The organism is Streptomyces sp. NPDC053432, from assembly GCF_055585365.1.
In genome coordinates this window covers 23,651-48,843 of sequence record NZ_JBVJKF010000019.1, presented here as the reverse complement: position 1 = coordinate 48,843, position 25,193 = coordinate 23,651, and the positions used below count along the sequence as shown (strand labels likewise).

Below are 25,193 nucleotides of genomic sequence, written 5' to 3'. Positions count from 1 at the left end.
TCGTCAGCGCCGCGCCCGGACGTTCGTCCGTCCCGGGTCACGCTTGTGTCACAGAATATCTACAACTCCCAATTGTTTTGCGGTCCGCGACACGCCCGCCGCGCGGGCCCTCCGGAATTCCCCCCGAGAGCCCGCGCATTTCCTCCGGGCATTGCCTTCACTCCCCCGGCCCCGGCCCTGGACCGGACCAACCGAATGCCCCTCAGAACCGCTACATTTCCTTCACTTCTCCCGCCCCCACGGCCCGTGCGAGGAGATCCCGCGCGGCCCTGATCCGGTCGGTCAGCTCCGGCGGCTCGACCACTTCGAACTCACAGCCGAGCAGCATGATGTGAATCACAAGAACGTCCAGGCTCACGGCCCCGGTGCGCAGCAGACAGCTGTTCCCGTCGACCGGTTCCAGGGCCCCGTCGCTCGGCCCGACGATCCGGGCCGCGTCCTGCGCCGGCACCTTCAGCCGCACCACCGCGCGGGCCGCGTACGCGCGCTGGGCCACGCCCTGGGAGACGTACGCGGCCAGGTCCTCGGAAGGCGGACGGCGCGGGGCGAACCTCGGTCCGTGCGGGGGCCTGGGCTCGATGCGGTCGGCGCGGAAGGTCCGCCAGTCCTCCCGCTCCACGTCCCAGGCGACCAGGTACCAGCGGCGTTCGGTGCACACCAGCCGGTGCGGCTCGACCGTACGGCGGGTGGCGTTGCCGCCGTGGTCCCGGTACTCGAAGCGCAGCCGCTCGGCATCCCGGCAGACGGCGGCGAGCTCGGCCAGCACCGAGGGGTCCACGGTGGAGCGCTCGGCGCCGCGCAGCATCGGCACGGTGAACTCGTTCAGCGCCGAGACCCGCCGCCGCAGCCGCGAGGGCAGCACCTGCTCCAGCTTCGCCAGGGCCCGTACGGATGCCTCCCCGATGCCCTCGACCCCGTTCCCGGCGGCGGTCCGCAGCCCGACGGCCACCGCCACGGCCTCGTCGTCGTCGAGCAGCAGCGGCGGCAGCTCGGCCCCCGCGCCCAGCTGGTAGCCGCCGCCGGTGCCGGGGCTGGCGTTCACCGGGTACCCGAGCTCCCGCAGCCGGTCCACGTCCCGCCGGAGCGTCCGCGGCGTCACCCCGAGCCGGTCCGCGAGGTCGGCGCCGGTCCATTCGCGGTGGGCCTGCAACAGGGAGAGCAGGCGCAGCAGTCGTGCGGAGGTCTCGAGCATGCCCCGAGTCTGCCAGCGGGCCCCGAGGGCCGTGGGCCGCGGGCTTCTGCAGGCGTCAGCAGGGCGGCGCCGGCGCCGGCTTGCCGCTGAGCCCGATCAGCCCGCACAGGCTCTTCAGCGAGACCTTCCAGACCCCGTCGTCGAGCACCGAGATCCCCTTGCTGCCGGCCAGCGCCGGGGAGCCGGAGACCAGCAGGTCGTAGGTCACGGTCGCCTGGGTCGGCGAGGTGAAGGTGACGTTCGTGACCTTCGCGGAGGCCTTGTCCGCCTGGGGGAGTTTCGCGAAGACGCCCAGCAGTGGCTCCAGGAAGTCGCCGTGCTCCAGCAGCGCGGCCTTCTCCTCGGTGGAGGTCTTCGGGTCGAAGAAGGCGGCCCAGTTCTTCTCGATCTGCGCCTTGGCCGCCGCGGGATCGGCCGGTCCGTCCGCGGCGGGCAGGGCCGCGGCCCCGGCGGACGTCGGCACCGCCGCTGCGAGGTCCGCCGCCGAGGAAGCCCCGGCAAGGGCCGGTACGGCCAGCAGTACCGCTGCCACCGCCAGCCCCGCGGCGCGCGGATGTCTTCTCAGGCCCATCTGGCTCACCACCGTCCAAGCCGCACGAATCAGCCCTTCCAGCGTCGGCGCCCCCACACCATCCCGCAACGCGCACCACCCCCACCCCGCCGGGCGCCTCAGTGCTGCCGGGGGGCAGATCCAGCCCCGCCGGGCGCCTCACTGCGGCCGGGGGCAGATCCAGCCCCGCCGCCCAAACCCCAGCGCACCCCGCCGGGCGCCTCGGTGCTGCCGAGGGCAGATCCAGCCCCGCCGCCCAAACCCCAGCGCACCCCGCCGGGCGCCTCGGTGCGGCCGGGGGCAGATCCAGCCCCGCCGGCGTTTGAGGCGCGGGGTCCGGGGCGGAGCCCCGGCGTCGGCGCCGCAGCCGGGGCACCCACCGCAGCCGTCAGCGGCGGGGCGACGGGGCGGCAGCCCCGGGACCCGGGACCGGGGCCGCGGCCGGGATCGCCAGCAGCAGCCCGATCCCGATCGCCTCCGGCCGCGCCCCGACCGCCGCCCGGTTCGCCGCGTACAGGGCCTGCCACCCCCCGGGCACCCGGTACCGCCGGGCGATCCCGTACAGCGTGTCCCCGGCCCGTACCGTGTGCATCCGGCCCGCCAGCCCGTACCGCTTCGAGCACACCGGCCAGGCGTCCCACCCCTGCCGCGCGAGGACGTCCTGGGCGACCCGGATCTGCTGCCCGCGGCTCGCGAGGTCGGCCCGCTTCGCGAACGCCAGCCCGCCGTACTCCTCCCACGTCGGCTGCCAGAACTGCAGCCCGCCGTAGAAGCCGTTGCCGGTGTTGACCGCCCAGCGCCCGCTGCTCTCGCAGTCGGCCACGCAGTCCCAGGGCCACTCCCCGCCCGGCCCGCAGTCACCGGGCCCCTTCCCGATCAGTCCGGGCGAACCGGGGTGCGCGACCCCGGGGGGCCCCGGCGCGGGCGGGGGCGGGGCCGCTGCCGCCGCACCGGAGGGGAGTACGAGCGCCAGCACGGCGGCAGCGGTGACGGTGACGGCGGCGCCGACGGCGCGCGGCCGGATCCCGGGGTTGGGCATCGCGTCACGCTACGCGCGGCCCCGCCGCCCTCCGGCCGCGCCGCGCCGCGCGCTCCCGCAGCCCACCCGGTCGGCCGACGCACCGCCTCCCCCGAACGGCCATCTCCGCACAGCAACTGCGCACAACCAGAAAAGAGTTGGCAAGAAAACAAAGTCCCGGTCGCACGGTTCACTCTTCCGGGGGCCCGGTTCGATTCCGTTCCCTCCAATGGCGTGACCCCGGCCGCCGGTCCCCCGTTGAGCCCGGCGAGCCGGGATCCGCCGGCCCGCACCTATGCCCGAGGAGCCACCCCGTGCCGCGCATGCTCGACGTCAGTGATGAGGTACGTGCCGAGATCGGTGACGAAGAAGCCGAGAGGCTGCTCGTCGGCGACGACGCACCGCGCAGTTACGACTGCACCTCCTGCCGCACCCCCGGCGACCCCGAGAGCGACCGCACCAGCACGGTGCTGTTCGTCGGCGAGGAGACCGCCGTCCTCGCCTTCGCCCACGCCACCTGCATCCCCTCCCAGGTCGTCACCGTGTCCGAGGAGCAGCTGCAGGGCGCCGTCCGCAGCATCACCGGCGACAGCCCCGCCCCCGCCGTGCCCGTCCTGCCGCTCGACGGTGACGGCCCGCAGAACGTGCCCGGCGGGCAGGCCGTCCTCGGCATCACCAGCGGCCTGGTCCTGATCGGCGGCGAGCTGCACCCCGCGCTGGTCGTCGAGCCGACCGCGCCGATCGCCCGCCCCGGCACCACCGGCCCCGGGGACGACTTCCTGCCGCTCCTCATCGAGCAGGGCTTCATCCCGGTCACGGACACCGCGGAGCTCCCGACCGCCCTCGGCGGCTGGTCGGTGCTGCTCGCGGGCGGGCAGCTGCACGCCGTGCTGCAGCCCGGCACCGACGGCGGCCAGGTCGCCTGGTGGCAGGCACACCAGGCGCTGTCGGTCACGGACGGCTGGCGGACGGCCGTCAACAAGACCCAGCGCGTGCTCATCTACGCCGCCCCGGTCGGCTCCATCGGCCAGCAGCCCCGCGAGGACCTGCTGCGCGACGCCCTCGACAAGGCCGCCGCCGCGGGCAAGCTCGTGGCGGCCTCGATGCCCCTCGCGGGTACCCCGGGGGCCTGACGCCCCCGGTTCCCGAACGGCCGCCGGCCCCCTCCACCCCGGGGGTCCGGCGGTGTGCGCCGGGGGTGCGCGGTCCGTCCCGCGCACCCCCGGCCTCTTGCGTTTTCGCCCCGCTCACCCCGCATCCGCAGGCCACCGCGTTCGTTGGCTGGTACGTGCACTCATACGACTCCTCCCGCGCCCCCGCCCGTACGAGCACCGTCTCGCACACCCCGATCTACGACACCCTGTACTCGGAGTACCTGCGCGCCTTCCGCGCGCTGCCCGGCGACCGCACGGGCGAGGAGGACCTGGGGTTCACGGCGTTCTCGTACGGGGGCTCCTACACCGGCGGCAGCTCGTACGGCAGCGGCTGGAGCGGTTCCGCGTGGCAGCGCGTCGACGACTGGCAGCCCTCCTACGCCCCTGTGCCGCCCGCCTACTCGTACGCGGGCACCGCTTCCGAGCCCGCCCCCGCATACAGCGGCGGGCGGCAGCACCAGACCGGGATGACGCACATCCCGGCGGCCCTGCCGCCCGCACCGCGCCGGGGCTACTGACCCCGGAACCGCTGTTCCCGCCCCGTACTACTTCTTCTTCTTGTACTGGGCGCCGCGCTTCTCGCGCACCCGCACCGAGATGTGGATCGGGGTGCCCTCGAAGCCGAACTCCTCGCGCAGCCGGCGCTCGATGAAGCGCCGGTAGCCGTGCTCCAGGAAGCCGGAGGCGAAGAGGACGAACCGTGGCGGCTTGCTGCCGGCCTGGGTACCGAACAGGATGCGGGGCTGCTTGCCGCCGCGGATCGGGTGCGGGTGGGCGGCGACGACCTCACCGAGGAAGGCGTTCAGCCGGCCGGTGGGGACGCGCGTCTCCCAGCCCGCGAGGGCGGTCTCGATCGCCGGGACCAGCTTCTCCATGTGGCGGCCGGTGAGCGCCGAGACGTTCACCCGGGGCGCCCAGGAGACCTGCTGCATCTCGGTCTCGATCTCGCGCTCGAGGTAGTAGCGGCGCTCCTCGTCGAGCTCGTCCCACTTGTTGTAGGCGATCACGATCGCGCGACCGGACTCGACGGCCATGGTGATGATGCGCTGGTCCTGGACGCTGATCTGCTCGGTCGTGTCGATCAGGATGACCGCGACCTCCGCCTTCTCCACGGCCGCGGCCGTGCGCAGGGAGGCGTAGTAGTCGGCGCCCTGCTGGAGGTGGACCTTCTTGCGGATGCCGGCGGTGTCGACGAACTTCCAGGTGACGCCGCCGAGCTCGATCAGCTCGTCGACCGGGTCGCGGGTGGTGCCGGCCAGCTCGTTGACGACGACCCGCTCCTCCTTCGCGACCTTGTTGAGCAGCGAGGACTTGCCCACGTTCGGGCGGCCGATCAGCGCGATGCGGCGCGGGCCGCCGATGGCGGTGCCGCTGCCGAAGGTCTGCTCGGGGGCCTCCGGCAGGGCCTCGAGGACGGCGTCCAGCATGTCGCCGGTGCCGCGGCCGTGCAGCGAGGAGACCGGGTGCGGCATGCCGAGGCCCAGGGACCACAGGGCGGCCGCGTCGGACTCGCCGCTCTGGCCGTCGACCTTGTTGGCGCACAGCACGACGGGCTTCTTGGACTTGCGCAGCAGCCGGACGACGGCCTCGTCGGTGTCGGTGGCGCCGACCTTGGCGTCGACGACGAAGACCACGGCGTCGGCGGACTCGATGGCGTACTCGGCCTGGGCGGCGACGGAGGCGTCGATGCCGAGGACGTCCTGCTCCCAGCCGCCGGTGTCGACGACCGTGAAGCGGCGGCCCGCCCACTCGGCCTCGTACATGACGCGGTCGCGGGTGACGCCGGGCTTGTCCTCCACGACCGCCTCGCGGCGGCCGATGATGCGGTTCACCAGGGTCGACTTGCCGACGTTCGGCCGGCCCACGACGGCGAGGACGGGGAGGGGGCCGGCAGCGGCCTCCTGGAGGGCACCTTCGACGTCCTCGATGTCGAAGCCCTCTTCCGCGGCGAGCTCCATGAACTCCGCGTACTCGGCGTCGCCAAGTGCTCCGTGGTCGTGCTGGTCGTTCATGAAGTCCGTTCCTCGTCGTTCGTGGTGATCGGTGGCACCCGCGCAGCGCGGTTCCACTACTAGGTCAAGTCTCGCTCAGCGCCCGGTGAGGCGCTTGGCGTCGGCCAGGTGGGCGGTCAGCCGGTCCTGGATGCGTACGGTGGCCTGGTCCAGCGCGGTACGGGTACGGCGGCCACTGCCGTCCCCGGCGTCGAAGGCCGAGCCGAAGACGACGTCGACCCGGCTCTTGAGGGCGGGCAGCCCCTTTACGAGCCGCCCCGGGGTGTCGCCGCTGCCGAGCACGGCCACCGGCACGATGGGCGCGCCGCTGCGGACCGCGAAGTAGGCGAGCCCGGCGCGCAGCGAGGCGAAGTCGCCTTCGCCCCGGGTGCCCTCGGGGAAGATGCCCAGGGCGCCGCCGTTGTCGAGCACGCCGAGGGCGCGGCCTATGGCCGTCCGGTCGGGGCCGCTGCGGTCGACCTTGACCTGCCCGATCCCTTCGAGGAAGGGGCCGAGCGGGCCGACGTACGCCTCCTTCTTGATCAGGAAGTGCAGCGGCCTGGGCGCGGTGCCCATGACCATGGGGCCGTCGATGTTGTGCGAGTGGTTCACGGCGAGGATGACGGGGCCGGAGGCGGGCACCTTCCAGGCGCCGAGCACGCGGGGCTTCCACAGCCCGTACATGAGCCCGATGCCGATGCGCCTGCCGACCGCCGCGCCCTTGAGGGAGGGCGTATCGCTCACTTGCGTCCCGCCCGCTTCTCCTCGACCAGGGTCACGACGCACTCGATGACCTGGTCGAGGGTGAGCTCGGTGGTGTCGACCTCGACGGCGTCGCCGGCCTTGGCGAGGGGGGAGGTCTTGCGGCCGGAGTCGGCGGCGTCGCGCTTGATCAGCGCCGCCTTGGTGGCCGCGAGGTCGGCGGCCTCCTTGCCGCGCAGCTCGCCGCTGCGGCGGGCCGCGCGGGCCTCCGGGGAAGCGGTGAGGAAGACCTTCAGGTCGGCGTCGGGCAGCACGGTGGTACCGATGTCCCGGCCCTCGACGACGATCCCGTCGGCCTCCTGGGCCGCGTCGGCGGCGATCGAGCGCTGCAGCTCGGTGATCAGGGCGCGCACCTCGGGGACGGCGCTGACGGCGCTGACCTTGGAGGTGACCTCCTGGGTGCGGATGGGGCCGGAGGCGTCGAGGCCGTCCACGGTGATGGTGGGCGCGGCCGGGTCCGTACCGGAGACGATGGCGGGCTTGCCGGCGGCGAGGGCGATCGCCTCCGCGTCCTCGGTGTCCACGCCGTTGGCGATCATCCACCAGGTGATGGCCCGGTACTGGGCACCGGTGTCCAGGTAGCGCAGCCCGAGCTTGGCGGCCACGGCCTTGGAGGTGCTGGACTTGCCCGTGCCGGAGGGACCGTCGATGGCGACGATCACGGCTGCCGGAGCTGCGGTTTCCACGGTGCGGGCACCTTCCTGGTTAGCGCGTAGGTACGAGGGCGCGCAAAAACGCCCCTGCTCCAGGTTACCGGCCCCGGGAAGCCCCCGGTCCCGGGCGGCTCAAAGCCCCGTGGCTCCGCCCCGTACCCCGCTCCTCGAACGCCGGAGGGGCTGGAGTTCCGGCGTTCGAGGAGCGGGGGCCCGGGGGCAGAGCCCCGGCAGCGGTGCCGCGCCCTCACGCTTCCGGCCCCGCCGGGCCGAAACCAGCCCCGCCGGCGTTCGAGGCGCGGGGTCGGGGGCAGCGCCCCGGCAGCGGCGCCGCACCCGGTCCGCCCGGCCGCCGCCCCGCGGGGCTACTGCTGTCGCAGGGCCCAGCCGCGGTCGCGGAGTTCGGCCGTCAGGCCGGCTACCGCGCGCGGCTCCACCATCAGCTGCACCAGACCCGCCTGCTGCCCCGTCGCGTGCTCGATCCGCACGTCCTCGATGTTGACCCCCGCCCGGCCCGCGTCGGCGAAGATCCGCGCCAGCTCGCCCGGCTGGTCGGAGATGAGCACGGCCACCGTCTCGTAGACCGTCGGCGCCGCGCCGTGCTTGCCCGGCACCCGCACCCGCCCGGCGTTCCCGCGCCGCAGCACGTCCTCGATCCCGGCGGCGCCGCTCCGCCGCTTGTCCTCGTCGCCCGACTGCAGGCCCCGCAGCGCCTCGACGGTCTCCTCCAGGTCGGCCGCGATCCCCGCGAGGACGTCCGCCACCGGCCCCGGGTTCGCCGACAGGATCTCCACCCACATCCGGGGGTCGGAGGCCGCGATCCGCGTCACGTCCCTTATCCCCTGCCCGCACAGCCGGACGGCGGTCTCGTCCGCCTCCTCCAGCCGGGCCGCGACCATGCTCGACACCAGCTGCGGCGTGTGGGAGACCAGCGCCACCGCCCGGTCGTGGGCGTCCGCGTCCATCACGACCGGGACGGCCCGGCACAGGGCCACCAGTTCGAGGGCGAGGTTCAGGACCTCGTGCTCCGTGTCCCGGGTCGGGGTCAGCACCCACGGGCGGCCCTCGAAGAGGTCCGCCGAGCCCGCGAGCGGCCCCGACCGCTCCTTGCCGGCCATCGGGTGCGTGCCGATGTACGCGGTGAGGTCCACCCCCAGCTCCGCGAGCTCCCGCCGCGGCCCGCCCTTGACGCTGGCCACGTCCACGTACGCCCGCGCCACGCCGCGCCCGATCACGTCCGCCAGGGTCGCCGCCACGTGGTTCGGCGGCACGGCGACGATCGCGAGGTCGACCTGGCCGTCGAAGGGCTCGTCGGTGCCGGCGCCGAGGGCGGCCGCCGTACGGGCCTGGGCCGGGTCGTGGTCGACAAGGTGGACGGTGATGCCCCGGCCCGACAGGGCGAGTGCTGCGGAGGTGCCGATCAGTCCGGTTCCGATGACGACGGCGGTTCTCACGGGGCGCTCCAGGGGGTGCGTAAGGGATCAAGAGCTCTGCGTGGCCAGAGTAGCCAGAGAGGGCAGCGCGAGGGCCCGGCCGCCCATCCCGTGGGACGGGCCGCCGGGCCCCCGCCGGAAATCTCCTGTACGGCGGGGTCAGAGGGCCTGTTCCCTGATGATGTCCTCCAGCGACCCGGACGGCATCCGGCCGCTCGGGGTCAGCTTGTCGACCGCCTGGGGCAGGGTCCGTGCGATCTGGTCGGCGGCCTCGTCCTGGCTGACTCCGGCCTCCTGGGCGACCTGCCGCAGGGTGTCGGCGGGCAGCGCCTCCCTGACCTGTGCGCCGCTGACGGGCTGGTTGTCCCCCGTGCCGATCCAGGACTGCGCCTGGTCCGCGAGCCCGGATCTGGTCAGCATGTCCAGGAGCCCGCCGAGCGGGTTGCCGTTCCCGCCGGTGTGCGCACCGCCACCGGAGCCGCCGCCCATGAGCGCGCCGAGCAGCGAGCCGAGGATGTCGCCACCGCCCTGGCCACTGTCGGAGCCGCCGGAGCCGCCCGAACCGCCGAGGAGGCCGCCCAGAAGGGAGCCGAGGTCGTTACCCGCCATGGTGATGCCTTTCGAAGGGGGACCGGGCCGCGCGGACGGCGTCGTACCCGGCTTCGAGACACCGACAATCTCCCCGATACCGGTCGACACCGCCACCTGGCGCACCGCTCCCCCACCACTGGGGTAGAACGATCGGCATGATCTTCCACATCGTCCCGCTCGCCGACTGGACCGCCGCGCCCGAACTCCCGTACGCCCCGCCCTCCCTCGACTCCGACGGCTTCGTGCACTGTTCGGCGGACCGGGCGACGGCCCTCGCGGTCGTCGAGGCGTACTACCGGGACCTGCCGGGGACCCTGCTCGCGGTGGAGCTCGACGAGGCCGCCCTGACGGCGGAGGTCCGCCGGGAGGGCGGCTCCGACGGCCGCTACCCGCACGTCTTCGGTCCGCTGAACCGGGAAGCCGTGGGGCGCGTGTGGGAGGTGGTACGCACACCCGGCAGCCCTGCCTCGCTGTCCCCGTGGGAGCCGACCGGCCGTTGAGACGGCGCGGCGGGCTTCACCTGGGGGCCGGCACAGGCCAGGATGCTGCTCGCCGAACGCCACACAGCTGAGGAGACACCCATGAGCGACCCCACGACCACCGCCCGCCGCACCGTCCTGGCGGTGGGAGCGGCCGCCCTCGCGGGCGGCACCCTCGCCGCGTGCGGCAGCGGCGAGAAGGAACAGCCCAAGAGCGAGTCGGGCAGCGCGGCCACCCCCTCCCCGGGCGGCGACTCGTCCGCCCCGGCGGCGGGCGGGAAGGCCATCGCCAAGGCGGCGGACGTCCCGGTGGGCGGCGGCACGGTCCTCAAGGAGGAGAAGCTGGTGGTCACCCAGCCGACCGCGGGGTCCTTCCGCTGCTTCAGCGCGGTCTGCACGCACCAGGGCTGCCTGGTGAACAAGGTGGAGAACGGCACCATCGACTGCCCCTGCCACGGCAGCAAGTTCCAGGTCGCGGACGGTGCGGTGGCCCACGGCCCGGCCACGAAGCCCCTGCCCGAGAAGAAGATCACCGTGGCTCCGGACGGAAACATCTCGCTCGCGTAGCGCGGGCCGTGGCGCCTAACCTCTCCGGATGGACGATCTGACACTGGTACGGGACCACATGGTCTACCGGTGCGTGATGGGGTCCCGGGCGTTCGGGCTGGCGACGGAGGCGAGCGACACCGACCGGCGCGGTGTCTACCTCGCCCCGACGCCGCTGTTCTGGCGGTTCGAGAAGCCCCCCACGCACGTGGAGGGCCCTCGGGACGAGGAGTTCTCCTGGGAGCTGGAGCGCTTCTGCGAGCTCGCGCTCCGCGCCAATCCGAACATCCTGGAGTGCCTGCACTCCCCGCTCGTGGAGGAGGCCACCCCGGTCGGAGAGGAACTCCTCTCGCTGCGCGAGGCGTTCCTCTCCCGCCGGGCCCACACCAGCTTCAGCCGGTACGCGGCTTCCCAGCGCGGCAAACTGCTCGCCGACGTCCGCGTCCACGGCGCCCCGCGCTGGAAGCACGCCATGCACCTGCTGCGGCTGCTCCTGTCCTGCCGCGACCTGCTGCGCACGGGCCGTCTGACCATCGACGCGGGCCCGTACCGCGAGCGCCTGCTCGCCGTCCGCCGTGGCGAGACCTCCTGGGAGGAGGTCGACGCCTGGATGGCGCGGCTGCAGGAGGAGACCGAGGCGGCCCTCTCCACGACGCCCCTGCCCCAGGAGCCCGACCTGGCCCGGGTCGAGGACTTCCTCCTGCGCACGCGCCGCGCGGCGGCCTCCTGACCCCGTGCGGCGTCAGCGGTCCGGAGTCCGGCGCCGTATGACGAGCTCGTCGAGCGCGTCGTACGCGGAGGCCTGGTCCGGCAGTGCCGACGCGGCCTGCGCGGCGTCCAGCACGGCGTGCAGCGCCTCGAAGTCGCCGCGGACCCGTGCGGTGTCCGGCCCCTCGTAACCGCCGTGCTCGGCGGCCACCTTGGCCTCGATCAGGGCCCCGAGGTACGCGGGCGCCTCGGCCACCTCGCCGATCAGGGTCGGCAGGTGCGCCTGCACCTCGCCCGAGCGCATCAGGTGGATGCCGGTGAGCAGGGCCCGGAACGCGTAGAGCACCGGCTTGAGTTCGCGGGCCTTGTCGAAGAGCCGCCACTGGGTGTTCGCGAAGCCCCGGTAGTGGTGGGCGTGGTGGGAGGTCAGTACCCCCGGGGCCAGCGCGATCAGCTCCTCGTGCGTCGGCGTCGTGTGGACCACGAGCGGGGACAGCAGCTGCTCCAGGACGTAGCCGTTGCGGTTCAGCATCAGCCGGACGAACTTGCGCAGGTCGTGCGTGACCAGGTCCATCTCCACGTCGTCCCGGTCCCACATCCGGGTGCGGGTCTCCTCCGGATCGCGCAGCCCCAGCAGGGCCCCCGCCGGCAGCAGGTGCGCGCCGCGCAGGTCGACGTCGGAGTCCCGGGAGGGGAATCCGTACAGGTGGGCGCCCGACACCGTGGCGAAGAGCAACGGGTCGGGCTGCTCCGCCACGACGGGGGCGAGGTCGAGACTCAGTGCGTCGAGCATGGATCAAGCATCCCAGAGGGCGCCGAAGGCCAGGAGTTCGTCCCGGTACTCGATGCGGCCCTCCCAGTCGCGGGGCCAGACGTCCGCGCCGAGGTGGGCTCCCGCGAAGGCCCCGGCGAGGCAGGCGAGGGAGTCCGAGTCGCCCTTGGTGCAGGCCGCGCGGCGCAGGGCCAGGAGGGGCTCGTCGGGGAAGAGCAGGAAGCACTGGAGGGCGGTCGCGAGGGCCTCCTCGGCGATCCAGCCGTCGCCCGTGGTCAGGCAGGGGTCCGTTTCCGGCGACGGGCTGCGCAGGGCGGCGGCCAGCCGGTCCAGGACCGTGAGGCACTCGTCCCAGCCGCGGGCGATGAAGGACTCCGGCGAGGCGTCGGAGGCGGTCCGCATCCACAGGTCGCCGAGCCAGCGCTCGTGGTAGCGGGTGCGGTTCTCCAGGGCGTACGAGCGCAGCAGCCCGACCAGGCCCGTCACCTCGGTGCCGGCGGCCAGCAGGTGGACCGCACGGGCCGTGAGGTCGGAGGCGGCGAGCGCGGTCGGGTGGCCGTGGGTGAGGGCCGACTGGAGCTGGGCCGCGCCGGCCCGTTCCTCCTCCGTCCAGCCGGGCACCAGCCCGACCGGCGCCACCCTCATGTTCGCGCCGCAGCCCTTGGAGCCGGTCTGGCTGGCGTCCCGCCAGTCCCGCTCCGGGTCGTTCAGCAGCGAGCAGGCCACCATGCAGGTGCGGCCGGGGGCGCGGCTGTTCTCCGGCGAGTGGTACCAGTCGACGAACTCCTCGCGGACCGGGCGGGCGAGGCGCAGCGGGCCGACCCGGCCCCGCTCGGCGGCGGTGCGTATGCCGCGGGCCAGGGCGAGGGTCATCTGGGTGTCGTCCGTGACGATCGCCGGGCGGGGCAGCGCCATCTCCCGCCAGGGGCCGGTCTTGGCGAGGATCGACGGCACGTCGTTGAACTCGGTGGGGAAGCCGAGGGCGTCGCCCAGGGCCAGCCCGAGCAGGGCGCCGGTCGCGGCTCGTTCGGTCATCGCGTGGTTCCTTCGGGTCGGAGCAGCGGGGGGTGGAGGGCGGTGGCGGGGCCGGCCTTGTAGAGGGCGGCCGGTTTCCCGCGCCCGCCGGTCAGCCGGGCGGCGCCGGGCACCGCCTCGACGAACCCGGGCGTGGCGAGCACCTTGCGGCGGAAGTTGGGGCGGTCGAGGGTGGTGTCCCAGACCGTCTCGTAGACGGCCTGGAGCTCCCCGAGGGTGAATTCGGGCGGGCAGAAGGCGGTGGCCAGGCAGGTGTACTCCAGCTTCGAGCGGATCCGCTCGCAGGCGTCACCGAGGATCACCGCGTGGTCGAAGGCCGGTTCCTCGACCTCTCCCACGGGCACCCAGCGGGCGTGTGCCGCGTCGCCGCCGCCCTCCGGTGCCGGCTCGGGCAGGTCCGGGACCAGGGCCGTGAAGGCCACCGAGACGACCCGCATCCGGGGATCGCGGTCCGGTTCGCTGTAGGTGCGCAGCTGTTCCAGGTGGAGGGCGGCGACCAGGGGCTCCGCGAGGCCGGTCTCCTCGGCCAGTTCGCGGCGGGCGGCGGTCTCGGCGGACTCCCGGGGCAGGACGAAACCGCCGGGCAGCGCCCAGGCCCCCTCGTAGGGCTCCTGGCCGCGCCGGATGAGCAGCACGTGCAGGAGCCCGGCCCGTACGGTGAACACCGCGAGGTCGACGGTCACCGCGAACGGCGAGAAGGCGTACGGGTCGTAGCCCGCGGGCGGCGCGCCACTCATCGGTTCTCCGGCAGGGGGTCGGCGAAGTGCCAGCCCTCGGCGAGCAGCTCGTCGACGGCCGCCACCGCGGCTGCCAGCCGTTCCTCGCGGCTGCCCCGCACGACGAGGAAGCGCCTGCCGGTGCGCTCCAGTTCCTCCCGGAACCGTCCGGTCATCCAGGGCCGAAGGTGCGGGCCGTCGCGCAGCCCGTCGTCCTCGAAGGGCACGTCCGCGTCGTCCGTCAGCAGGTACAGGTCGCGCCGGGTGAGGGCGGCGGTCTTCTCGACCTCCTCGTTGCGTCCGCCGACGTAGCGCTCGTGCCAGATGCCGGTGGCGAAGGAGTCGGTGTCGCAGATCAGCACCGGCGAGCCCTGCCGGGCCGCCCTCTCCTCCTCCGCGTCCTGCCGCCGGGCGATGACCGGGAACTCCCGCGAGGCGAAGGTGATGTCCTCCCAGGTGGCCGCCGGGTCGGCGGCGCGGGCCGCCGCCAGTTTCTCCTCGCTGTACCGGCGCCCGTACTCGGCGACCCAGCCCGTCGCGGCCCATACCCCGCCGCGCGCCCGGTAGTGCGCCGCGAGCGCCCGGGACAGGGTCGTCGTGCCCGTGGACTCGGCGCCCAGGACGACGACCCGCCGGGCCAGGGCGGCCCGTACGGCCGGGCCGAGGAAGTCCCAGCAGCCCGCGGGGTCGGCCCGGACGGCCGTCCCGGAGACCGGGAACAGGGTCCGGGCGGGGTCCACGCAGACCTCCTCGGCGCCGAACCGGCGCGCGAGTTCGGTCCCGTACTCCTCGGAGGTGAAGACGGCGTCGACGGGCCGGCCGACCGCTTCCCGGAAGATCGCCATGTGCGCCTCCCAGACCGCGGGGTCCGTCAGGTCGACAGGGATGTCGTCGACGGCGCCGACGACGTCCGCGCCGGGGTGCTCCTCGCGCATCCAGGCGACCCGGTCGGCGAGCGGGACGGATTCCACGGAGGCCGCGCACACCAGGACGGTCAGCCGGTCGCAGCGGTCCTGGGCGGTGCGCACCAGGTGGTGGTGGCCGGCGTGCGGCGGGTAGAACTTGCCGAGCACCAGGCCGTGGGCGTAGCGCCTCATGCCGTCGCCCCCAGGGCCGTACGGGGCTCCCGCCCGGGGAGGTCCCGCCGCCAGCCGGCCAGGCCGGCCACGCAGAGCGCGAGGAAGCCGACGTAGAGGCCCGCGGTGAGGTAGAGCCCCTTGTAGGCGTAGAGCGGGATGTAGACGAGGTCGGCGGCGATCCACAGCCACCAGGACTCGACGAGCTTGCGGCACTGGCCGTAGGTGGCCGCGAGCGAGAGCCCGGTGGTCAGGGCGTCCCAGAAGGGCACGGTGGAGTCCGTGACCCGGCTCAGCAGGAGGGTGAGGGCGAGGACCCCCACCGCCCCCGCCGCGGCCAGCCAGACCCATTCGGTGCGCGTGGTGCGGCGCACCGGCAGGGCCTCGGCGGTTCCTGGTCCACCCCCGTGGGTCCAGGACCACCAGCCGTACGCGGCGAGGGCGATGAAGACGACCTGCAGCCCGGCGTCGGCGTAGAGGCCGGCCTGGGCGAACAGGACGATGAAGAAGACGTTGTTGGCGATGCCGATGGGCCAGTTGGCGACGTGCTGGCGGGCCACGAGCCAGACGCACAGGGCACCAGTGGCGAACCCGAGTACCTCGGTCCAGCTCATGACGATCCCTCACTCCCTTTAATAGTCAGGTTGACTATAAACAGGGAGGGCGGTCCGGGACAAGGGAAAAGCCCGCGGCGCCGAAGGGCACCGCGGGCTTTTCAGGATCTGCCGGGAGGAGCGGGACTACAGACCGACCTCGCGCATCAGCATGCCGACCTCGGTGTTGGTCAGGCGGCGCAGCCAGCCGGACTTCTGGTCGCCGAGCTCGATCGGCCCGAAGGCGGTCCGGACGAGCTTGTCGACGGGGAAGCCCGCCTCGGACAGCATGCGGCGCACGATGTGCTTGCGGCCCTCGTGGAGGGTCACCTCGACCAGGTAGTTCTTGCCGACCTGGTCGACGACGCGGAAGTTGTCGGCGCGGGCGTACCCGTCCTCCAGCTCGATGCCGTCCTTGAGGCGCTTGCCGATGTCACGCGGCAGGTTGCCGGTGATCGCGGCCACGTACGTCTTCTGCACGCCGTACTTCGGGTGCGTCAGGCGGTGGGCCAGCTCGCCGTGGTTGGTGAGCAGGATGATGCCCTCGGTCTCGGTGTCGAGCCGGCCGACGTGGAAGAGACGCGTCTCACGGTTGGTGACGTAGTCGCCGAGGCACTGGCGGCCGTCCGGGTCCTCCATCGTGGAGACGACGCCGGCGGGCTTGTTCAGCGCGAAGAACAGGTACGACTGGGTGGCGACGGTCAGGCCGTCCACCTTGATCTCGTCCTTCGGCTGGACGCGCTTGCCCTGCTCGGTGACGATCTCGCCGTTGACCTCGACGCGGGCCTGCTCGATGAGCTCCTCGCAGGCGCGGCGCGAACCCATGCCGGCGCGCGCGAGGACCTTCTGGAGACGCTCACCCTCCTGCTCGGCACCCGGGAAGGTCTTCGGGGTCCTGATCACGGGCTTGTCGGCGTACCGGTCGCGCACGCGCTCCTCGATCCGCGCGTCCAGCTCGCGCGGGCGGGACTGGCCGCTGCGGCTGCCGGGACCGCTGCGCGGGCCGCCCGCCCCGCCGATGCCGGGGGTCCTGGAACCGGTGCGGGGACCGCCCTTGGCGCCACCGCGCGCGGCCGCACCACGGGCGCCGCCGCCACCGGCCTTCGGGCCGCTGCGGCCGCTGCGCTCGCCCTCGGGGCCCACGTCGTAGCGGCGCTCCTCGGGGCGCGGGTTGCGGATGCGGGGGGCCGGCTGGTCGCGGTCACGGGAGTCGGAGCCGCCGCCCTGGTAGCCACCGCCCTGGTAGCCACCGCGCGAGCCGCCCGAGCTGCCACCGCGGGAGCCGCCCGAGCTGCCACCGCGGTAGCCACCGCCGGAGGATCCGCCGCGGGATCCGCCGGAGCTGCCGCCCCGGCCGCCACCGCCGGAGCCGCTCCCGCGGAAGCCACCGCCGCCGCTGGAGGAGCCGCCGCGGGAGTTACCGCGCCCGCCTCCGGCGCCGCCGCCGCTGTTCCTGTTGCCGCCACCGTTGCCGTTGCCGCTGCTTCGCATCAAAGTTCCGTCGTCTTGTCGTCTTCATCGGTGTCCGGTGCGTCCGGATCGAACGACGGCACACCTTCTTGCGTCTCGGCTTCGATCGCGTCCGCCTCGGGGAGGAAGGGCGCGAGCTCCGGGAGCTCGTCCAGGCCGCGCAGGCCCATCCGCTCCAGAAAGTAGTTCGTCGTCCTGTACAGGATCGCACCTGTTTCGGGTTCCGTGCCCGCCTCCTCCACCAGACCGCGCTGGAGGAGGGTCCGCATGACGCCGTCGCAGTTGACTCCGCGGACCGCCGAGACCCGCGAGCGGCTCACCGGCTGGCGGTACGCGACGACCGCCAGGGTCTCCAGTGCCGCCTGGGTGAGCCGGGCCGTCTGGCCCTCCAGTACGAAGCCCTCGACGGCCGGCGCGTACTCCGCCCGGCTGTAGAACCGCCACCCGCCGGCCACCAGCCTCAGCTCGAAGCCGCGCCGTTGCACGGTGTACTCGTCGGCGAGCTCACGCAGCGCGTCCGCCACCTCGCGGGGGGTGCGCTCCAGCACTTTGGCGAGGTGCGCCTCGGTCGCGGGCTCGTCCACGACCATGAGGACGGCCTCCAGCGCGGGCTTGATCTCCAGCCCGGCCACGGCACTCGTCTCGCTGCTCAATCCTTCGCCTCCTCGATGATCCGGTCGAACTCGTCGGTCACGGCCGGCACGCCCGCGCCGTCCCCGCCGCTCCAGCGCACGGTGAGGGTGTCCAGGGCCTCCTCCTGGTCGAGGACCACCGCCTTCTCCCGGTAGAGCTCCAGGAGGGCCAGGAAGCGGGCGACGACGGTGAGGGTGTCGTCGGTGTCCTCGGTGAGCTCCTGGAAGGTGGCCTCGCCCCGCGCCTTCAGCATCCGCACCACGAGCCCGGCCTGCTCGCGCACGCTGACGAGCGGGGCGTGGATGTGGTCCACGTAGACCTGGGGCCTGGCCCTCGGCTGCATGGCCTTGACGGCGAGCCGGGCGAGCCCGTCCGCGCCGATGGAGATGACGACCTCGGGGAGGAGGTCGGCGTGGTGGGCCTCCAGCCCGACGGTCCGCGGGTAGCGCTTGCCCTCGGCCTCGGCGCGGCCCTCGAAGATCTCGGCGATCTTCTTGTACGCCCGGTACTGGAGCAGCCGCGCGAAGAGCAGGTCCCGCGCCTCCAGGAGGGCGAGGTCGGCCTCGTCCTCCACTTCGGCGACGGGCAGCAGCCGGGCGGCCTTGAGGTCGAGGAGGGTGGCGGCGACGACGAGGAACTCGGTGGTCTGGTCGAGGTCCCAGTCGGGCCCCATGGCCCGGATGTGGGCCATGAACTCGTCGGTGACCTGGGAGAGGGCGACCTCGGTGACGTCGAGCTTGTGCCGGGAGATCAACTGCAGCAGCAGATCGAACGGCCCCTCGAAGTTGTCGAGCCGCAGGGTGAACCGGCCGTCGCCCGTGGCGGACACCCCGGACGCCTCGCCGTCGGGCGGCGCCGCGGGCCGGTCGGCGTCCCGAGCCGGCCCCCCGGCCTCCGGCCCCGCGGCGGCCTCGCCGTCGGGCGACGGAACACCGGACCGGCCCTCCTCCCCGGTCTCGCCCCCTCGCGGCGGTACGGACCGGCCGGCCCCGTGCCCCGCGGAAGCCCCGCCGTCGGGGGCCGCTACGCGTTCGGCGTCCGGGACGCCGTCCGCCGGCGGCAGACCCGCCCCACGCCCCGCAGGGGCCTCGGGGACGGGCTGCTGCTCCGCCGCCCCGTCGGACGCCGCCGGCCGCTCAGTGCCCCCTTCAGGGCCCTCCTGGGCCTCTCCCGGCACACCGGGCCCCCGGCCCAGCGCACGGCGGGTCGGGCGGCCGGGTTCGGCGGGGAGGGGCATCGGGGTCCAGGGGTGGCGCGGAGGAACGGCGTACGGCCGGGGGGCGCCCCCGCGGCCACGAGCAGCCTAGTCGCCCACCGGATCCCGGACGCCGCGCCACGTTCCAGTCCGCCGGGCGGCCCCCTCCGGCCCCGGCCGGCGCCACCGTCCGGCCCCGGGAAGCCGGGAGGCCCGGCACCCACAGGGGTGCCGGGCCTCCCGGTGCATCACGACGGCGGATGGGCGCGCCGCAGGCGGGTCAGCGGCCTCGGAGGCGGCGGACCAGGATGCTCGCGTCGCCGCGGGATTCGAGGTCCGCCAGGACCACCGCCACCGCCTCGCGGACGATGCGGCCGCGGTCGACCGCCAGGCCGTGCTCCCCGCGGAGCACCAGACGGGCGTGCTCCAGGTCCATGAGTTCCTCGGCGGAGACGTAGACCGTGATCTTCTCGTCGTGCCGCTCCCGCCCGCTGGGCCGCCGGTTCGCACCCCGGCCCTGGCCCTTGCCGCGGCCGGCGGTCGTCGCCCCCGCGGGGCCGGTCCTGGTGACAGAACCTTCCTGCGACCGCCGCGGCGCGCCCACCACCGGTTCCGTACCGGCCTCAGCCTCCCGGCTGCGGCCCTCCCCCGACGAGCCGCCCTCCACCGAGGCGGCCGAGTGTTCGCCCGCCGCGCCCGACGCCTCGTCGGCCCCCCGCCTCGGCGAGGACGACTGGAGGGCCATCCCTCCCGTCGTGCGGAACAGTTCGTCGGCTCCGGGCAGACTCACTCGGCGTGACACCGGGCGAGCACCTCCCTGGCCAGCTGGCGGTAGGCGGCGGCGCCGACGGAGTTGGAGGCGTAGGTGGTGATCGGCTCACCGGCGACCGTGGTCTCCGGGAAGCGCACCGTCCGGCCGATGACCGTGTGGTAGACGTGGTCGTCGAAGGCCTCGACCACGCGCGCGAGCACCTCGCGGCTGTGCACCGTACGGGAGTCGTACATCGTGGCGAGGATGCCGTCGAGCTCCAGCTCCGGGTTGAGCCGCTCCTGCACCTTCTCGATGGTCTCCGTGAGGAGCGCGACACCTCGCAGCGCGAAGAACTCGCATTCCAGCGGGACGATGACCTTGTGAGCCGCCGTCAGGGCGTTCACGGTCAGCAGGCCGAGCGAGGGCTGACAGTCGATCACGATGTAGTCGTAGTCGGCCATCAGGGGCTTCAGGGCCCGCTGGAGGGTCGACTCGCGCGCGACCTCGCTGACCAACTGCACTTCCGCAGCGGACAGGTCGATGTTGCTCGGCAGCAGGTCCATGTTGGGGACCGCCGTCTTGAGCAGCACCTCGTCGGCCGACATGCCCCGCTCCATGAGCAGGTTGTAGACCGTCAGGTCGAGTTCCATCGGGTTCACGCCGAGGCCCACCGACAGCGCGCCCTGCGGGTCGAAGTCGACCAGCAGCACACGGCGCCCGTACTCGGCGAGCGCCGCACCCAGGTTGATGGTCGACGTGGTCTTGCCCACGCCGCCCTTCTGGTTGCACATCGCGATGATCTTCGCCGGACCGTGGTCGGTCAGCGGACCCGGGATCGGGAAGTACGGCAGGGGGCGTCCGGTCGGGCCGATCCGCTCACGGCGCTGACGGGCAGCGTCGGGGGCGAGGGTGGCCGCGTACTCGGGGTCCGGTTCGTACTCCGCGTCGGGGTCGTAGAAGTGCCCCTCGGGCACCTGGTCGTAGTCGGCGAAACCAATGGGCGTATCGCCACCGTGGTCGCCGGCCGTGGAGTTCACGTCTAGGCCGTCCATGCTCTTTTGGGGCGTCGTCAGGTGCTGGTGGTTTGCGAAGGTGCGTACTGCGACGGAGCCGACAGCCTCGAGACCGGCAGGGCCTTCGCCCCGCGCGGGCATACCCGCTCGACCACCCCCAGGAGCAAATGTCGACTCATTCACAAGTCGTCTTACCTCCTCGGACGTGACCAGGACACTTATCGATAGGTCAGCGTGGCACCATGCCGACGGTTGGCGACTCTATGGCGTGTCACCGCTCAGCGGCAACACAATCCGTCGGACCCGGCACGATGTGTCGGCAACCGAACACCACTCTGTCAAGGGCGCACGGACTGTCGCCGCGAAGTTTCGCGGGTGTGCGAAAGGGTTAAAGGGTTACGTTCGAGGCGAGTTGAGCCGGGCGCGCGGGTTCCTCGCAAACGCGTCCGGCCGGACCTTGCGGGCAAGGTCCGGCCGGATACGTGAGATTGACGTCAGTCGTTGACGGCTCAGCCGAGCAGCGTGCTCAGCTCAAGGGTCTCGAGACCGTGGGCCTCGGCGACGGGGCCGTAAACGACCTGGCCGTCATGGGTGTTGAGGCCCAGCGCGAGCGCGGGGTCACGGCGCAGCGCCTCGGCCCAGCCGAGGTTCGCGAGCTGCACGATGTAGGGCAGCGTGGCGTTCGTCAGCGCGTAGGTGGAGGTGTTCGGGACCGCACCCGGCATGTTCGCGACACAGTAGAAGACCGAGTTGTGGACCTGGAAGGTCGGCTCGGCGTGGGTGGTCGGACGGGAGTCCTCGAAGCAGCCGCCCTGGTCGATCGCAATGTCGACAAGGACACTTCCGGGCTTCATCTTGGCGACGAGCTCGTTGGTGACCAGCTTCGGGGCCTTCGCACCCGGGATCAGCACCGCGCCGATGACGAGGTCGGCCTCGACGACGGCCTTCTCCAGCTCGTAGGCGTTGGAGACGATCGTCTTGATCTTCGTGCCGAAGATCTTGTCGGCCTCGCGGAGCTTGTTGATGTCCTTGTCGAGCAGGGTCACGTGGAAGCCCATGCCGATGGCGATCTGCGCGGCGTTCCAGCCGGAGACGCCGCCGCCGATGACCACGCACTCGCCGGCGTGGGTGCCGGGGACGCCGCCGGGGAGCACGCCGCGGCCGCCGGCCGAGCGCATCAGGTGGTAGGCGCCGACCTGCGGGGCCAGGCGGCCCGCGACCTCGGACATCGGGGCGAGCAGCGGCAGCGCGCGGTTGGCGAGCTCGACCGTCTCGTACGCGATGGCGGTGGTGCCGGACTGCAGCAGGGCGTCCGTGCACTCGCGGGAGGCCGCCAGGTGCAGGTAGGTGAAGAGGGTCTGGTCCTTGCGGAGGCGGTGGTACTCCTCCGCAATGGGCTCCTTGACCTTCAGCAGCAGGTCGGCCGTGGCCCAGACCTCGTCGGCGGTGCCGAGGATCTCGGCGCCGGCGGCGACGTACTCGGCGTCCGTGATCGAGGAGCCCACACCGGCGTTCTGCTCGACGAAGACCTGGTGGCCGTTACGGACGAGCTCGTGGACACCGGCGGGGGTGATGGCCACGCGGAACTCGTTGTTCTTGACCTCGCGGGGGATGCCGACCTTCATCGTCGATCACGGTCCTTGACTCAGGGGGATTGAACGGGGCACTTCCATACATACCCGCCCACAAGAACGCGCAACGGGATGCACCACGGATGACGTGGTGAACCCAGTTTATTGAAGGATTGTCGCGTGTCTAGCCTTGCAAACAAATAATCTCAGTCGGATCCACTGCGGATTTCGCAGGCTGCGGGGTCGTCGCCCAGCAATCTGTCGGCCGCGGCCCGGTGCAGCCTGGCAGCTGCCGGGTCGCCCAGCCTGTCCAGCGTGTCGGCCAGTCTGACCTGCAGCGCGGCCTGAAGCCGCTGGTCCCCGGCACGGCGCGCGAGCTCCACCGCCTCGCGGCAGGTGTGCAGCGATTCCTCGGGCCGGCCGGCGTACTCCTGGACCCGCGCCATCTCGCTCAACGCCTTTGCCTGGCCCGGCACATCGGCCAGCTTCCGGTACCCGGCGGCGGCCGCCCGCCAGCTGCGCAGTGCCTCCCCGTAGCGGCCCGCGTAGGTGTGCACGTTCCCGAGCCGCCCGTACAGCCGCGCCTCGTCCGCCCGCTCCCCCCGCGCGAGGGCGTGGGACAGGGCCCGGCCGAACCAGTCGGCGGCCCGGTGCCAGTCCGCCAGCTCCTGATGGGCGCCGCCTACGGATTCCATCGCGCGGCCGGTCGCGTAGGGGTCGTTCGCCGCCTTTCCCGCGTCCAGGGCGGCCCGGTAGCGCTCCAGGGCCTCCCGGGTCCGGCCGGTGCCGGCGTCCAGATCGGCCAGGTTCAGCAGGGCGGCGGCCTGCTCCCGGTGCAGACCGCGGCGCTCCGCCACGTCCAGGACCAGGCGGTGCAGCCCGTACAGCTCGGGGGCGGCCTCGGCGGTCCCCCGGTGCTCCGCGAGCGCCCGTACGAGGCCCGCGACCAGCCGCCGCGCCAGGGTGTCCAGCTCCCCGTCGGCCACCGCCAGGGACGCGGCGGCGGACAGCGCGGGCAGCCGGGTGTCCAGCCAGGTGGCGGCGGCCCGCCGGTCGGGGAACCGCAGCGCGCGCGGCAGCCCTTCCAGCGCCTCCCGCAGCCCGTCCTCCTCCTCCCCTCCCGCCATGGCCCGGCAGGAGTGCAGCAGCCGTACGGTCCGCTCCAGCATCCGCGCCCGGGCCAGCTGCACCTCCGCCGGGCGCTCCTTGGCCTCAAGCAGGGCCTGGAGCAGCGGCGCGAGGCAGCCGGGCAGGAGGAACAGCCCGTCGGCGGCCGGGCGTACGAGACCCAGCGCGGCGAAGTCGTCGAGCGTCGACTGGGCGGCGGCCACGGAGCATCCGGCGAGGGCGGAGGCGGTGTGCGAGTCGATGATCCCGGCGGGGGCCAGCGGCAGCAGCCGCAGGGTCCGCTGCGCGGGCTGCGGCAGGCTCTCGTAGACGAGGCGGAAGCACCGGGCGAGCGGCCCGCCCGTGCTGGCCGGCATGTCGTGGAGCTGCTTGGCCACGTCGGCGACGGAGGCCTTGGGGCGCGCGGCGAGCCAGCCGCCGACGAGGACGAGCGCGGCGGGCTGGCCCCCGCACTCCTCGGCGAGGGATTCGGCGGCGCGGGGGTCGGCGGTGACCCGGGTGTCGCCGATGCGGTGGACGAGCATCCGCACGGCGGAGGGCGTGTCGAGCCCGCCGAGGGTGCAGGGCCGCACATCGGGGATCCCGGTGAGCGGGCCCTCCGCGGTGACGACGACGAGGCACTCGGGGGTGTCCGGGAGCAGGGCGTCGACCTGGTGCGGGTCCGCGGCGTCGTCGACCAGGATGATCACGCGGCGGCCGTCGAGCGCGGTGCGCAGGGCGGAGCTGAGTTCGTCCTCCCCGGCGCCGGGGGGAGTGCGGTGGCCCAGCGCCTCCAGGAGGCCCCGTACGGCGCGCTCGGTGGCCACGGTCTCGCCTCCGGGTGCGGTGAGCCGGGTGCGCAGGACCCCGTCGGGGTACTCCTCGGCCACCTCGCGCACGAACGCCTCGGCGAGCGCGGTCCGCCCGGATCCGGGGCGCCCGGCGACGAGCAGCACCCGGGCGCGGGGGGCCTTCGCCTTGCGGCCGGACAGTGTGTCGAGCCCGGTCCGTGCGATGTCCTCGCGCAGCTCCTTGAGCTCGCGCCGCCGCCCGACGAAATCCGCCACGGATCCGCTCCTCTCCCTGCCCCTGCCTTCGGGGATCCCGAGCGTAGTTCACGCAGAGCGACGACTCGTGTGGAGCGCGGCGGTCATATCGCCTGATCGGATCAGCCGATGTTCTTCTTTTCGCGGCCCGGGCCTTCGCGCGGCCGCGCCACGAGCCCGCGCCTGGGGCCGCATGCCGGTGCCGGCTGCCTCATGGCGGGCCGGGTGCGCGCCGCCGGGCGGGTGCCGCTGCGCGGAGCCGTCCCCTACCCGCCCTTCCACCGTTCCCCGGGGCTCCGCCCCGGACCCCGTACGTGCGCTGCCGCGCCCGCGCCTCGAACGACGGCGGAGGCAAACCAGCCCGTCCGGCGTTTGAGGACCGGGGGTCCGGGGGCAGTGCCCCCGGCAACGGCGCCGCGCCCGGCGGGCTACGCCTCGTACGGGCGGGCCGGCCAGGGGGCGTCGGCCGGGCGGAGGGCGTCCAGGCCGCTCCCCGCGGCGAGCGCGGCGGAGAGGGCCAGGACTCCCGTGACCAGCCCGGGGTTGCCCAGCTCGCCCGCCAGGACGCCCCGGACCAGGTCGGTCAGGGGGACCCAGGTCACCACCATGTCGGCCTCCTCCGACCCCGCCTCCGCGTACCGCTCCCCCTCCGCCTCGGAGACGTCCCGCGCCAGGAAGACCCGGACGGCCTCGTCGGAGCCGCCCGGGGAGGCGTAGAAGTCGGCGAGCACCCGCCAGTCCCCCGCCTTGACGTGGGCCTCCTCGCGGAGCTCGCGCTGCGCCCCGTGCAGCGGGTTCTCCCCCTGTACGTCGAGCAGCCCGGCCGGCAGCTCCCACAGCCGCCGCCGCACCGGGTGCCGGTACTGGCTCAGGACGAGGACCCGCCCGTCCTCGTCCAGGGCCAGCACGCACACCGATCCGGGGTGCACCTGGTAGTCGCGGCGGGCGACCGACCCGTCCGGCATCCGCACCTCGTCGGAGTCGACGGCCGTCTTGGCGCCCTGGAAGGGCCGCGTGCTCGACACCGTCTCCCAGGATTCCGACGTGTCCTTGATGTTCATTCCCCGAAGCCCTCCACAACACGCGACAGCCGGGGTACGGAAGATCCGTACCCCGGCTGTCTACGTTATGCGGTCGC

26 protein-coding genes are annotated in these 25,193 nt (G+C 73.5%); 5 read left to right on the top strand and 21 right to left on the bottom strand.

Going from position 1 to position 25,193, the window contains the following annotated elements; translation table 11 throughout:
* Positions 1 to 211: 211 nt before the first annotated feature.
* From ACZ6Y1_RS27425 to ACZ6Y1_RS27415, 3 genes are all read right to left on the bottom strand, one after another.
* Positions 212 to 1,192: a helix-turn-helix transcriptional regulator gene (locus tag ACZ6Y1_RS27425; protein ID WP_469635260.1), complete on the bottom strand. Its 981-nt coding sequence runs from the start codon at positions 1,190 to 1,192 to the stop codon at positions 212 to 214.
* 55 nt (positions 1,193 to 1,247) lie between these two features.
* Positions 1,248 to 1,763 (bottom strand): MTB12 C-terminal domain-containing protein, encoded by a 516-nt coding sequence (locus ACZ6Y1_RS27420; RefSeq protein ID WP_469635254.1) that lies wholly within the window; start codon positions 1,761 to 1,763, stop codon positions 1,248 to 1,250.
* A gap of 367 nt (positions 1,764 to 2,130) precedes the next feature.
* Positions 2,131 to 2,781 carry a LysM peptidoglycan-binding domain-containing protein gene (locus tag ACZ6Y1_RS27415; protein WP_469635251.1) on the bottom strand — a complete coding sequence of 217 codons (651 nt, stop codon included), beginning with the start codon at positions 2,779 to 2,781 and terminating at the stop codon, positions 2,131 to 2,133.
* Between the two features lie 293 nt (positions 2,782 to 3,074).
* On the opposite strand from ACZ6Y1_RS27415, the gene ACZ6Y1_RS27410 reads away from it, so the two are divergent.
* On the top strand, positions 3,075 to 3,893 hold the full coding sequence (locus ACZ6Y1_RS27410; RefSeq protein WP_469635246.1) for a hypothetical protein: 819 nt from the start codon (positions 3,075 to 3,077) through the stop codon (positions 3,891 to 3,893).
* A 155-nt stretch (positions 3,894 to 4,048) separates the two neighbouring features.
* The gene (locus ACZ6Y1_RS27405; RefSeq protein WP_469635242.1) at positions 4,049 to 4,432 is read left to right on the top strand and encodes a hypothetical protein; all 384 of its coding nucleotides are present in this window, start codon (positions 4,049 to 4,051) and stop codon (positions 4,430 to 4,432) included.
* Positions 4,433 to 4,459: 27 nt separating this feature from the next.
* Here the strand turns inward: ACZ6Y1_RS27405 and der are convergent, their stop codons facing one another.
* The 5 genes from der to ACZ6Y1_RS27380 all read right to left on the bottom strand — a co-directional run bounded on the left by der (position 4,460) and on the right by ACZ6Y1_RS27380 (position 9,452).
* Positions 4,460 to 5,926 carry a ribosome biogenesis GTPase Der gene (gene der, locus ACZ6Y1_RS27400; RefSeq protein WP_469635237.1) on the bottom strand — a complete coding sequence of 489 codons (1,467 nt, stop codon included), beginning with the start codon at positions 5,924 to 5,926 and terminating at the stop codon, positions 4,460 to 4,462.
* A gap of 75 nt (positions 5,927 to 6,001) precedes the next feature.
* A complete protein-coding gene (locus ACZ6Y1_RS27395) occupies positions 6,002 to 6,649 on the bottom strand; it encodes a lysophospholipid acyltransferase family protein (RefSeq protein ID WP_469635233.1) in 648 nt (215 codons plus the stop codon).
* Positions 6,646 to 7,353 carry a (d)CMP kinase gene (cmk, locus tag ACZ6Y1_RS27390; RefSeq protein WP_469635229.1) on the bottom strand — a complete coding sequence of 236 codons (708 nt, stop codon included), beginning with the start codon at positions 7,351 to 7,353 and terminating at the stop codon, positions 6,646 to 6,648. The genes ACZ6Y1_RS27395 and cmk overlap by 4 nt, the downstream gene beginning before the upstream one ends.
* A gap of 332 nt (positions 7,354 to 7,685) precedes the next feature.
* Positions 7,686 to 8,774, bottom strand: coding sequence for a prephenate dehydrogenase (locus tag ACZ6Y1_RS27385; protein ID WP_469635226.1), 1,089 nt, complete (start codon positions 8,772 to 8,774; stop codon positions 7,686 to 7,688).
* 138 nt (positions 8,775 to 8,912) lie between these two features.
* The gene (locus ACZ6Y1_RS27380; RefSeq protein WP_469635595.1) at positions 8,913 to 9,452 is read right to left on the bottom strand and encodes a YidB family protein; all 540 of its coding nucleotides are present in this window, start codon (positions 9,450 to 9,452) and stop codon (positions 8,913 to 8,915) included.
* A gap of 47 nt (positions 9,453 to 9,499) precedes the next feature.
* Here ACZ6Y1_RS27380 and ACZ6Y1_RS27375 point away from each other — a divergent pair, with 47 nt between their 5' ends.
* The 3 genes from ACZ6Y1_RS27375 (at position 9,500) to ACZ6Y1_RS27365 (ending at position 11,099) form a co-directional block, all read left to right on the top strand.
* On the top strand, positions 9,500 to 9,844 hold the full coding sequence (locus tag ACZ6Y1_RS27375; RefSeq protein WP_469635223.1) for a DUF952 domain-containing protein: 345 nt from the start codon (positions 9,500 to 9,502) through the stop codon (positions 9,842 to 9,844).
* An 81-nt stretch (positions 9,845 to 9,925) separates the two neighbouring features.
* Positions 9,926 to 10,390, top strand: a complete 465-nt coding sequence (locus ACZ6Y1_RS27370) for a Rieske (2Fe-2S) protein (RefSeq protein ID WP_469635220.1) — start codon at positions 9,926 to 9,928, stop codon at positions 10,388 to 10,390.
* A gap of 28 nt (positions 10,391 to 10,418) precedes the next feature.
* On the top strand, positions 10,419 to 11,099 hold the full coding sequence (locus ACZ6Y1_RS27365; protein ID WP_469635217.1) for a nucleotidyltransferase domain-containing protein: 681 nt from the start codon (positions 10,419 to 10,421) through the stop codon (positions 11,097 to 11,099).
* A gap of 12 nt (positions 11,100 to 11,111) precedes the next feature.
* On the opposite strand, the gene ACZ6Y1_RS27360 is transcribed toward ACZ6Y1_RS27365, so the two are convergent.
* The 13 genes from ACZ6Y1_RS27360 to ACZ6Y1_RS27300 all read right to left on the bottom strand — a co-directional run bounded on the left by ACZ6Y1_RS27360 (position 11,112) and on the right by ACZ6Y1_RS27300 (position 25,116).
* Positions 11,112 to 11,870, bottom strand: a complete 759-nt coding sequence (locus ACZ6Y1_RS27360) for a nucleotidyltransferase domain-containing protein (protein ID WP_469635214.1) — start codon at positions 11,868 to 11,870, stop codon at positions 11,112 to 11,114.
* Between the two features lie 3 nt (positions 11,871 to 11,873).
* Positions 11,874 to 12,884, bottom strand: a complete 1,011-nt coding sequence (locus ACZ6Y1_RS27355) for an ADP-ribosylglycohydrolase family protein (protein ID WP_469635211.1) — start codon at positions 12,882 to 12,884, stop codon at positions 11,874 to 11,876.
* Positions 12,881 to 13,621 carry an NUDIX hydrolase gene (locus ACZ6Y1_RS27350; RefSeq protein ID WP_469635208.1) on the bottom strand — a complete coding sequence of 247 codons (741 nt, stop codon included), beginning with the start codon at positions 13,619 to 13,621 and terminating at the stop codon, positions 12,881 to 12,883. Before ACZ6Y1_RS27350 ends, ACZ6Y1_RS27355 begins: the two co-directional genes overlap by 4 nt.
* Positions 13,618 to 14,697 (bottom strand): AAA family ATPase, encoded by a 1,080-nt coding sequence (locus tag ACZ6Y1_RS27345; protein WP_469635204.1) that lies wholly within the window; start codon positions 14,695 to 14,697, stop codon positions 13,618 to 13,620. The genes ACZ6Y1_RS27350 and ACZ6Y1_RS27345 overlap by 4 nt, the downstream gene beginning before the upstream one ends.
* On the bottom strand, positions 14,694 to 15,290 hold the full coding sequence (gene pnuC, locus ACZ6Y1_RS27340) for a nicotinamide riboside transporter PnuC (protein WP_469635201.1): 597 nt from the start codon (positions 15,288 to 15,290) through the stop codon (positions 14,694 to 14,696). Before pnuC ends, ACZ6Y1_RS27345 begins: the two co-directional genes overlap by 4 nt.
* A 126-nt stretch (positions 15,291 to 15,416) precedes the next feature.
* Positions 15,417 to 16,760: a pseudouridine synthase gene (locus ACZ6Y1_RS27335; protein WP_469635198.1), complete on the bottom strand. Its 1,344-nt coding sequence runs from the start codon at positions 16,758 to 16,760 to the stop codon at positions 15,417 to 15,419.
* On the bottom strand, positions 16,760 to 17,392 hold the full coding sequence (scpB, locus tag ACZ6Y1_RS27330) for an SMC-Scp complex subunit ScpB (RefSeq protein WP_469635195.1): 633 nt from the start codon (positions 17,390 to 17,392) through the stop codon (positions 16,760 to 16,762). Before scpB ends, ACZ6Y1_RS27335 begins: the two co-directional genes overlap by 1 nt.
* Complete coding sequence (locus ACZ6Y1_RS27325) at positions 17,389 to 18,609, bottom strand: segregation and condensation protein A (RefSeq protein WP_469635192.1); 1,221 nt, start codon at positions 18,607 to 18,609, stop codon at positions 17,389 to 17,391. Before ACZ6Y1_RS27325 ends, scpB begins: the two co-directional genes overlap by 4 nt.
* Positions 18,610 to 18,847: 238 nt before the next feature.
* Complete coding sequence (locus ACZ6Y1_RS27320) at positions 18,848 to 19,369, bottom strand: hypothetical protein (protein WP_469635189.1); 522 nt, start codon at positions 19,367 to 19,369, stop codon at positions 18,848 to 18,850.
* Complete coding sequence (locus ACZ6Y1_RS27315; protein ID WP_469635183.1) at positions 19,354 to 20,472, bottom strand: ParA family protein; 1,119 nt, start codon at positions 20,470 to 20,472, stop codon at positions 19,354 to 19,356. Before ACZ6Y1_RS27315 ends, ACZ6Y1_RS27320 begins: the two co-directional genes overlap by 16 nt.
* Positions 20,473 to 20,840: 368 nt before the next feature.
* On the bottom strand, positions 20,841 to 21,956 hold the full coding sequence (gene ald / locus ACZ6Y1_RS27310) for an alanine dehydrogenase (protein ID WP_469635180.1): 1,116 nt from the start codon (positions 21,954 to 21,956) through the stop codon (positions 20,841 to 20,843).
* A 152-nt stretch (positions 21,957 to 22,108) separates the two neighbouring features.
* Complete coding sequence (locus ACZ6Y1_RS27305; protein WP_469635177.1) at positions 22,109 to 24,076, bottom strand: tetratricopeptide repeat protein; 1,968 nt, start codon at positions 24,074 to 24,076, stop codon at positions 22,109 to 22,111.
* A gap of 407 nt (positions 24,077 to 24,483) precedes the next feature.
* On the bottom strand, positions 24,484 to 25,116 hold the full coding sequence (locus ACZ6Y1_RS27300) for an NUDIX domain-containing protein (protein ID WP_469635174.1): 633 nt from the start codon (positions 25,114 to 25,116) through the stop codon (positions 24,484 to 24,486).
* Positions 25,117 to 25,193: the final 77 nt, after the last annotated feature.

What these genes read in the sequence shown, in the direction of transcription:
- ACZ6Y1_RS27425 (WP_469635260.1), bottom strand. Translation starts at nt 1,192, where the DNA reads ATGCTCGAGACCTCCGCACGACTGCTGCGCCTGCTCTCCCTGTTGCAG.
- ACZ6Y1_RS27420 (WP_469635254.1), bottom strand. Translation starts at nt 1,763, where the DNA reads ATGGGCCTGAGAAGACATCCGCGCGCCGCGGGGCTGGCGGTGGCAGCG.
- ACZ6Y1_RS27415 (WP_469635251.1), bottom strand. Translation starts at nt 2,781, where the DNA reads ATGCCCAACCCCGGGATCCGGCCGCGCGCCGTCGGCGCCGCCGTCACC.
- der (WP_469635237.1), bottom strand. Translation starts at nt 5,926, where the DNA reads ATGAACGACCAGCACGACCACGGAGCACTTGGCGACGCCGAGTACGCG.
- ACZ6Y1_RS27375 (WP_469635223.1), top strand. Translation starts at nt 9,500, where the DNA reads ATGATCTTCCACATCGTCCCGCTCGCCGACTGGACCGCCGCGCCCGAA.
- ACZ6Y1_RS27370 (WP_469635220.1), top strand. Translation starts at nt 9,926, where the DNA reads ATGAGCGACCCCACGACCACCGCCCGCCGCACCGTCCTGGCGGTGGGA.
- ACZ6Y1_RS27365 (WP_469635217.1), top strand. Translation starts at nt 10,419, where the DNA reads ATGGACGATCTGACACTGGTACGGGACCACATGGTCTACCGGTGCGTG.
- ACZ6Y1_RS27360 (WP_469635214.1), bottom strand. Translation starts at nt 11,870, where the DNA reads ATGCTCGACGCACTGAGTCTCGACCTCGCCCCCGTCGTGGCGGAGCAG.
- ACZ6Y1_RS27355 (WP_469635211.1), bottom strand. Translation starts at nt 12,884, where the DNA reads ATGACCGAACGAGCCGCGACCGGCGCCCTGCTCGGGCTGGCCCTGGGC.
- ACZ6Y1_RS27350 (WP_469635208.1), bottom strand. Translation starts at nt 13,621, where the DNA reads ATGAGTGGCGCGCCGCCCGCGGGCTACGACCCGTACGCCTTCTCGCCG.
- ACZ6Y1_RS27345 (WP_469635204.1), bottom strand. Translation starts at nt 14,697, where the DNA reads ATGAGGCGCTACGCCCACGGCCTGGTGCTCGGCAAGTTCTACCCGCCG.
- pnuC (WP_469635201.1), bottom strand. Translation starts at nt 15,290, where the DNA reads ATGAGCTGGACCGAGGTACTCGGGTTCGCCACTGGTGCCCTGTGCGTC.
- ACZ6Y1_RS27335 (WP_469635198.1), bottom strand. Translation starts at nt 16,760, where the DNA reads ATGCGAAGCAGCGGCAACGGCAACGGTGGCGGCAACAGGAACAGCGGC.
- ACZ6Y1_RS27325 (WP_469635192.1), bottom strand. Translation starts at nt 18,609, where the DNA reads ATGCCCCTCCCCGCCGAACCCGGCCGCCCGACCCGCCGTGCGCTGGGC.
- ACZ6Y1_RS27315 (WP_469635183.1), bottom strand. Translation starts at nt 20,472, where the DNA reads ATGCCCGCGCGGGGCGAAGGCCCTGCCGGTCTCGAGGCTGTCGGCTCC.
- ald (WP_469635180.1), bottom strand. Translation starts at nt 21,956, where the DNA reads ATGAAGGTCGGCATCCCCCGCGAGGTCAAGAACAACGAGTTCCGCGTG.
- ACZ6Y1_RS27300 (WP_469635174.1), bottom strand. Translation starts at nt 25,116, where the DNA reads ATGAACATCAAGGACACGTCGGAATCCTGGGAGACGGTGTCGAGCACG.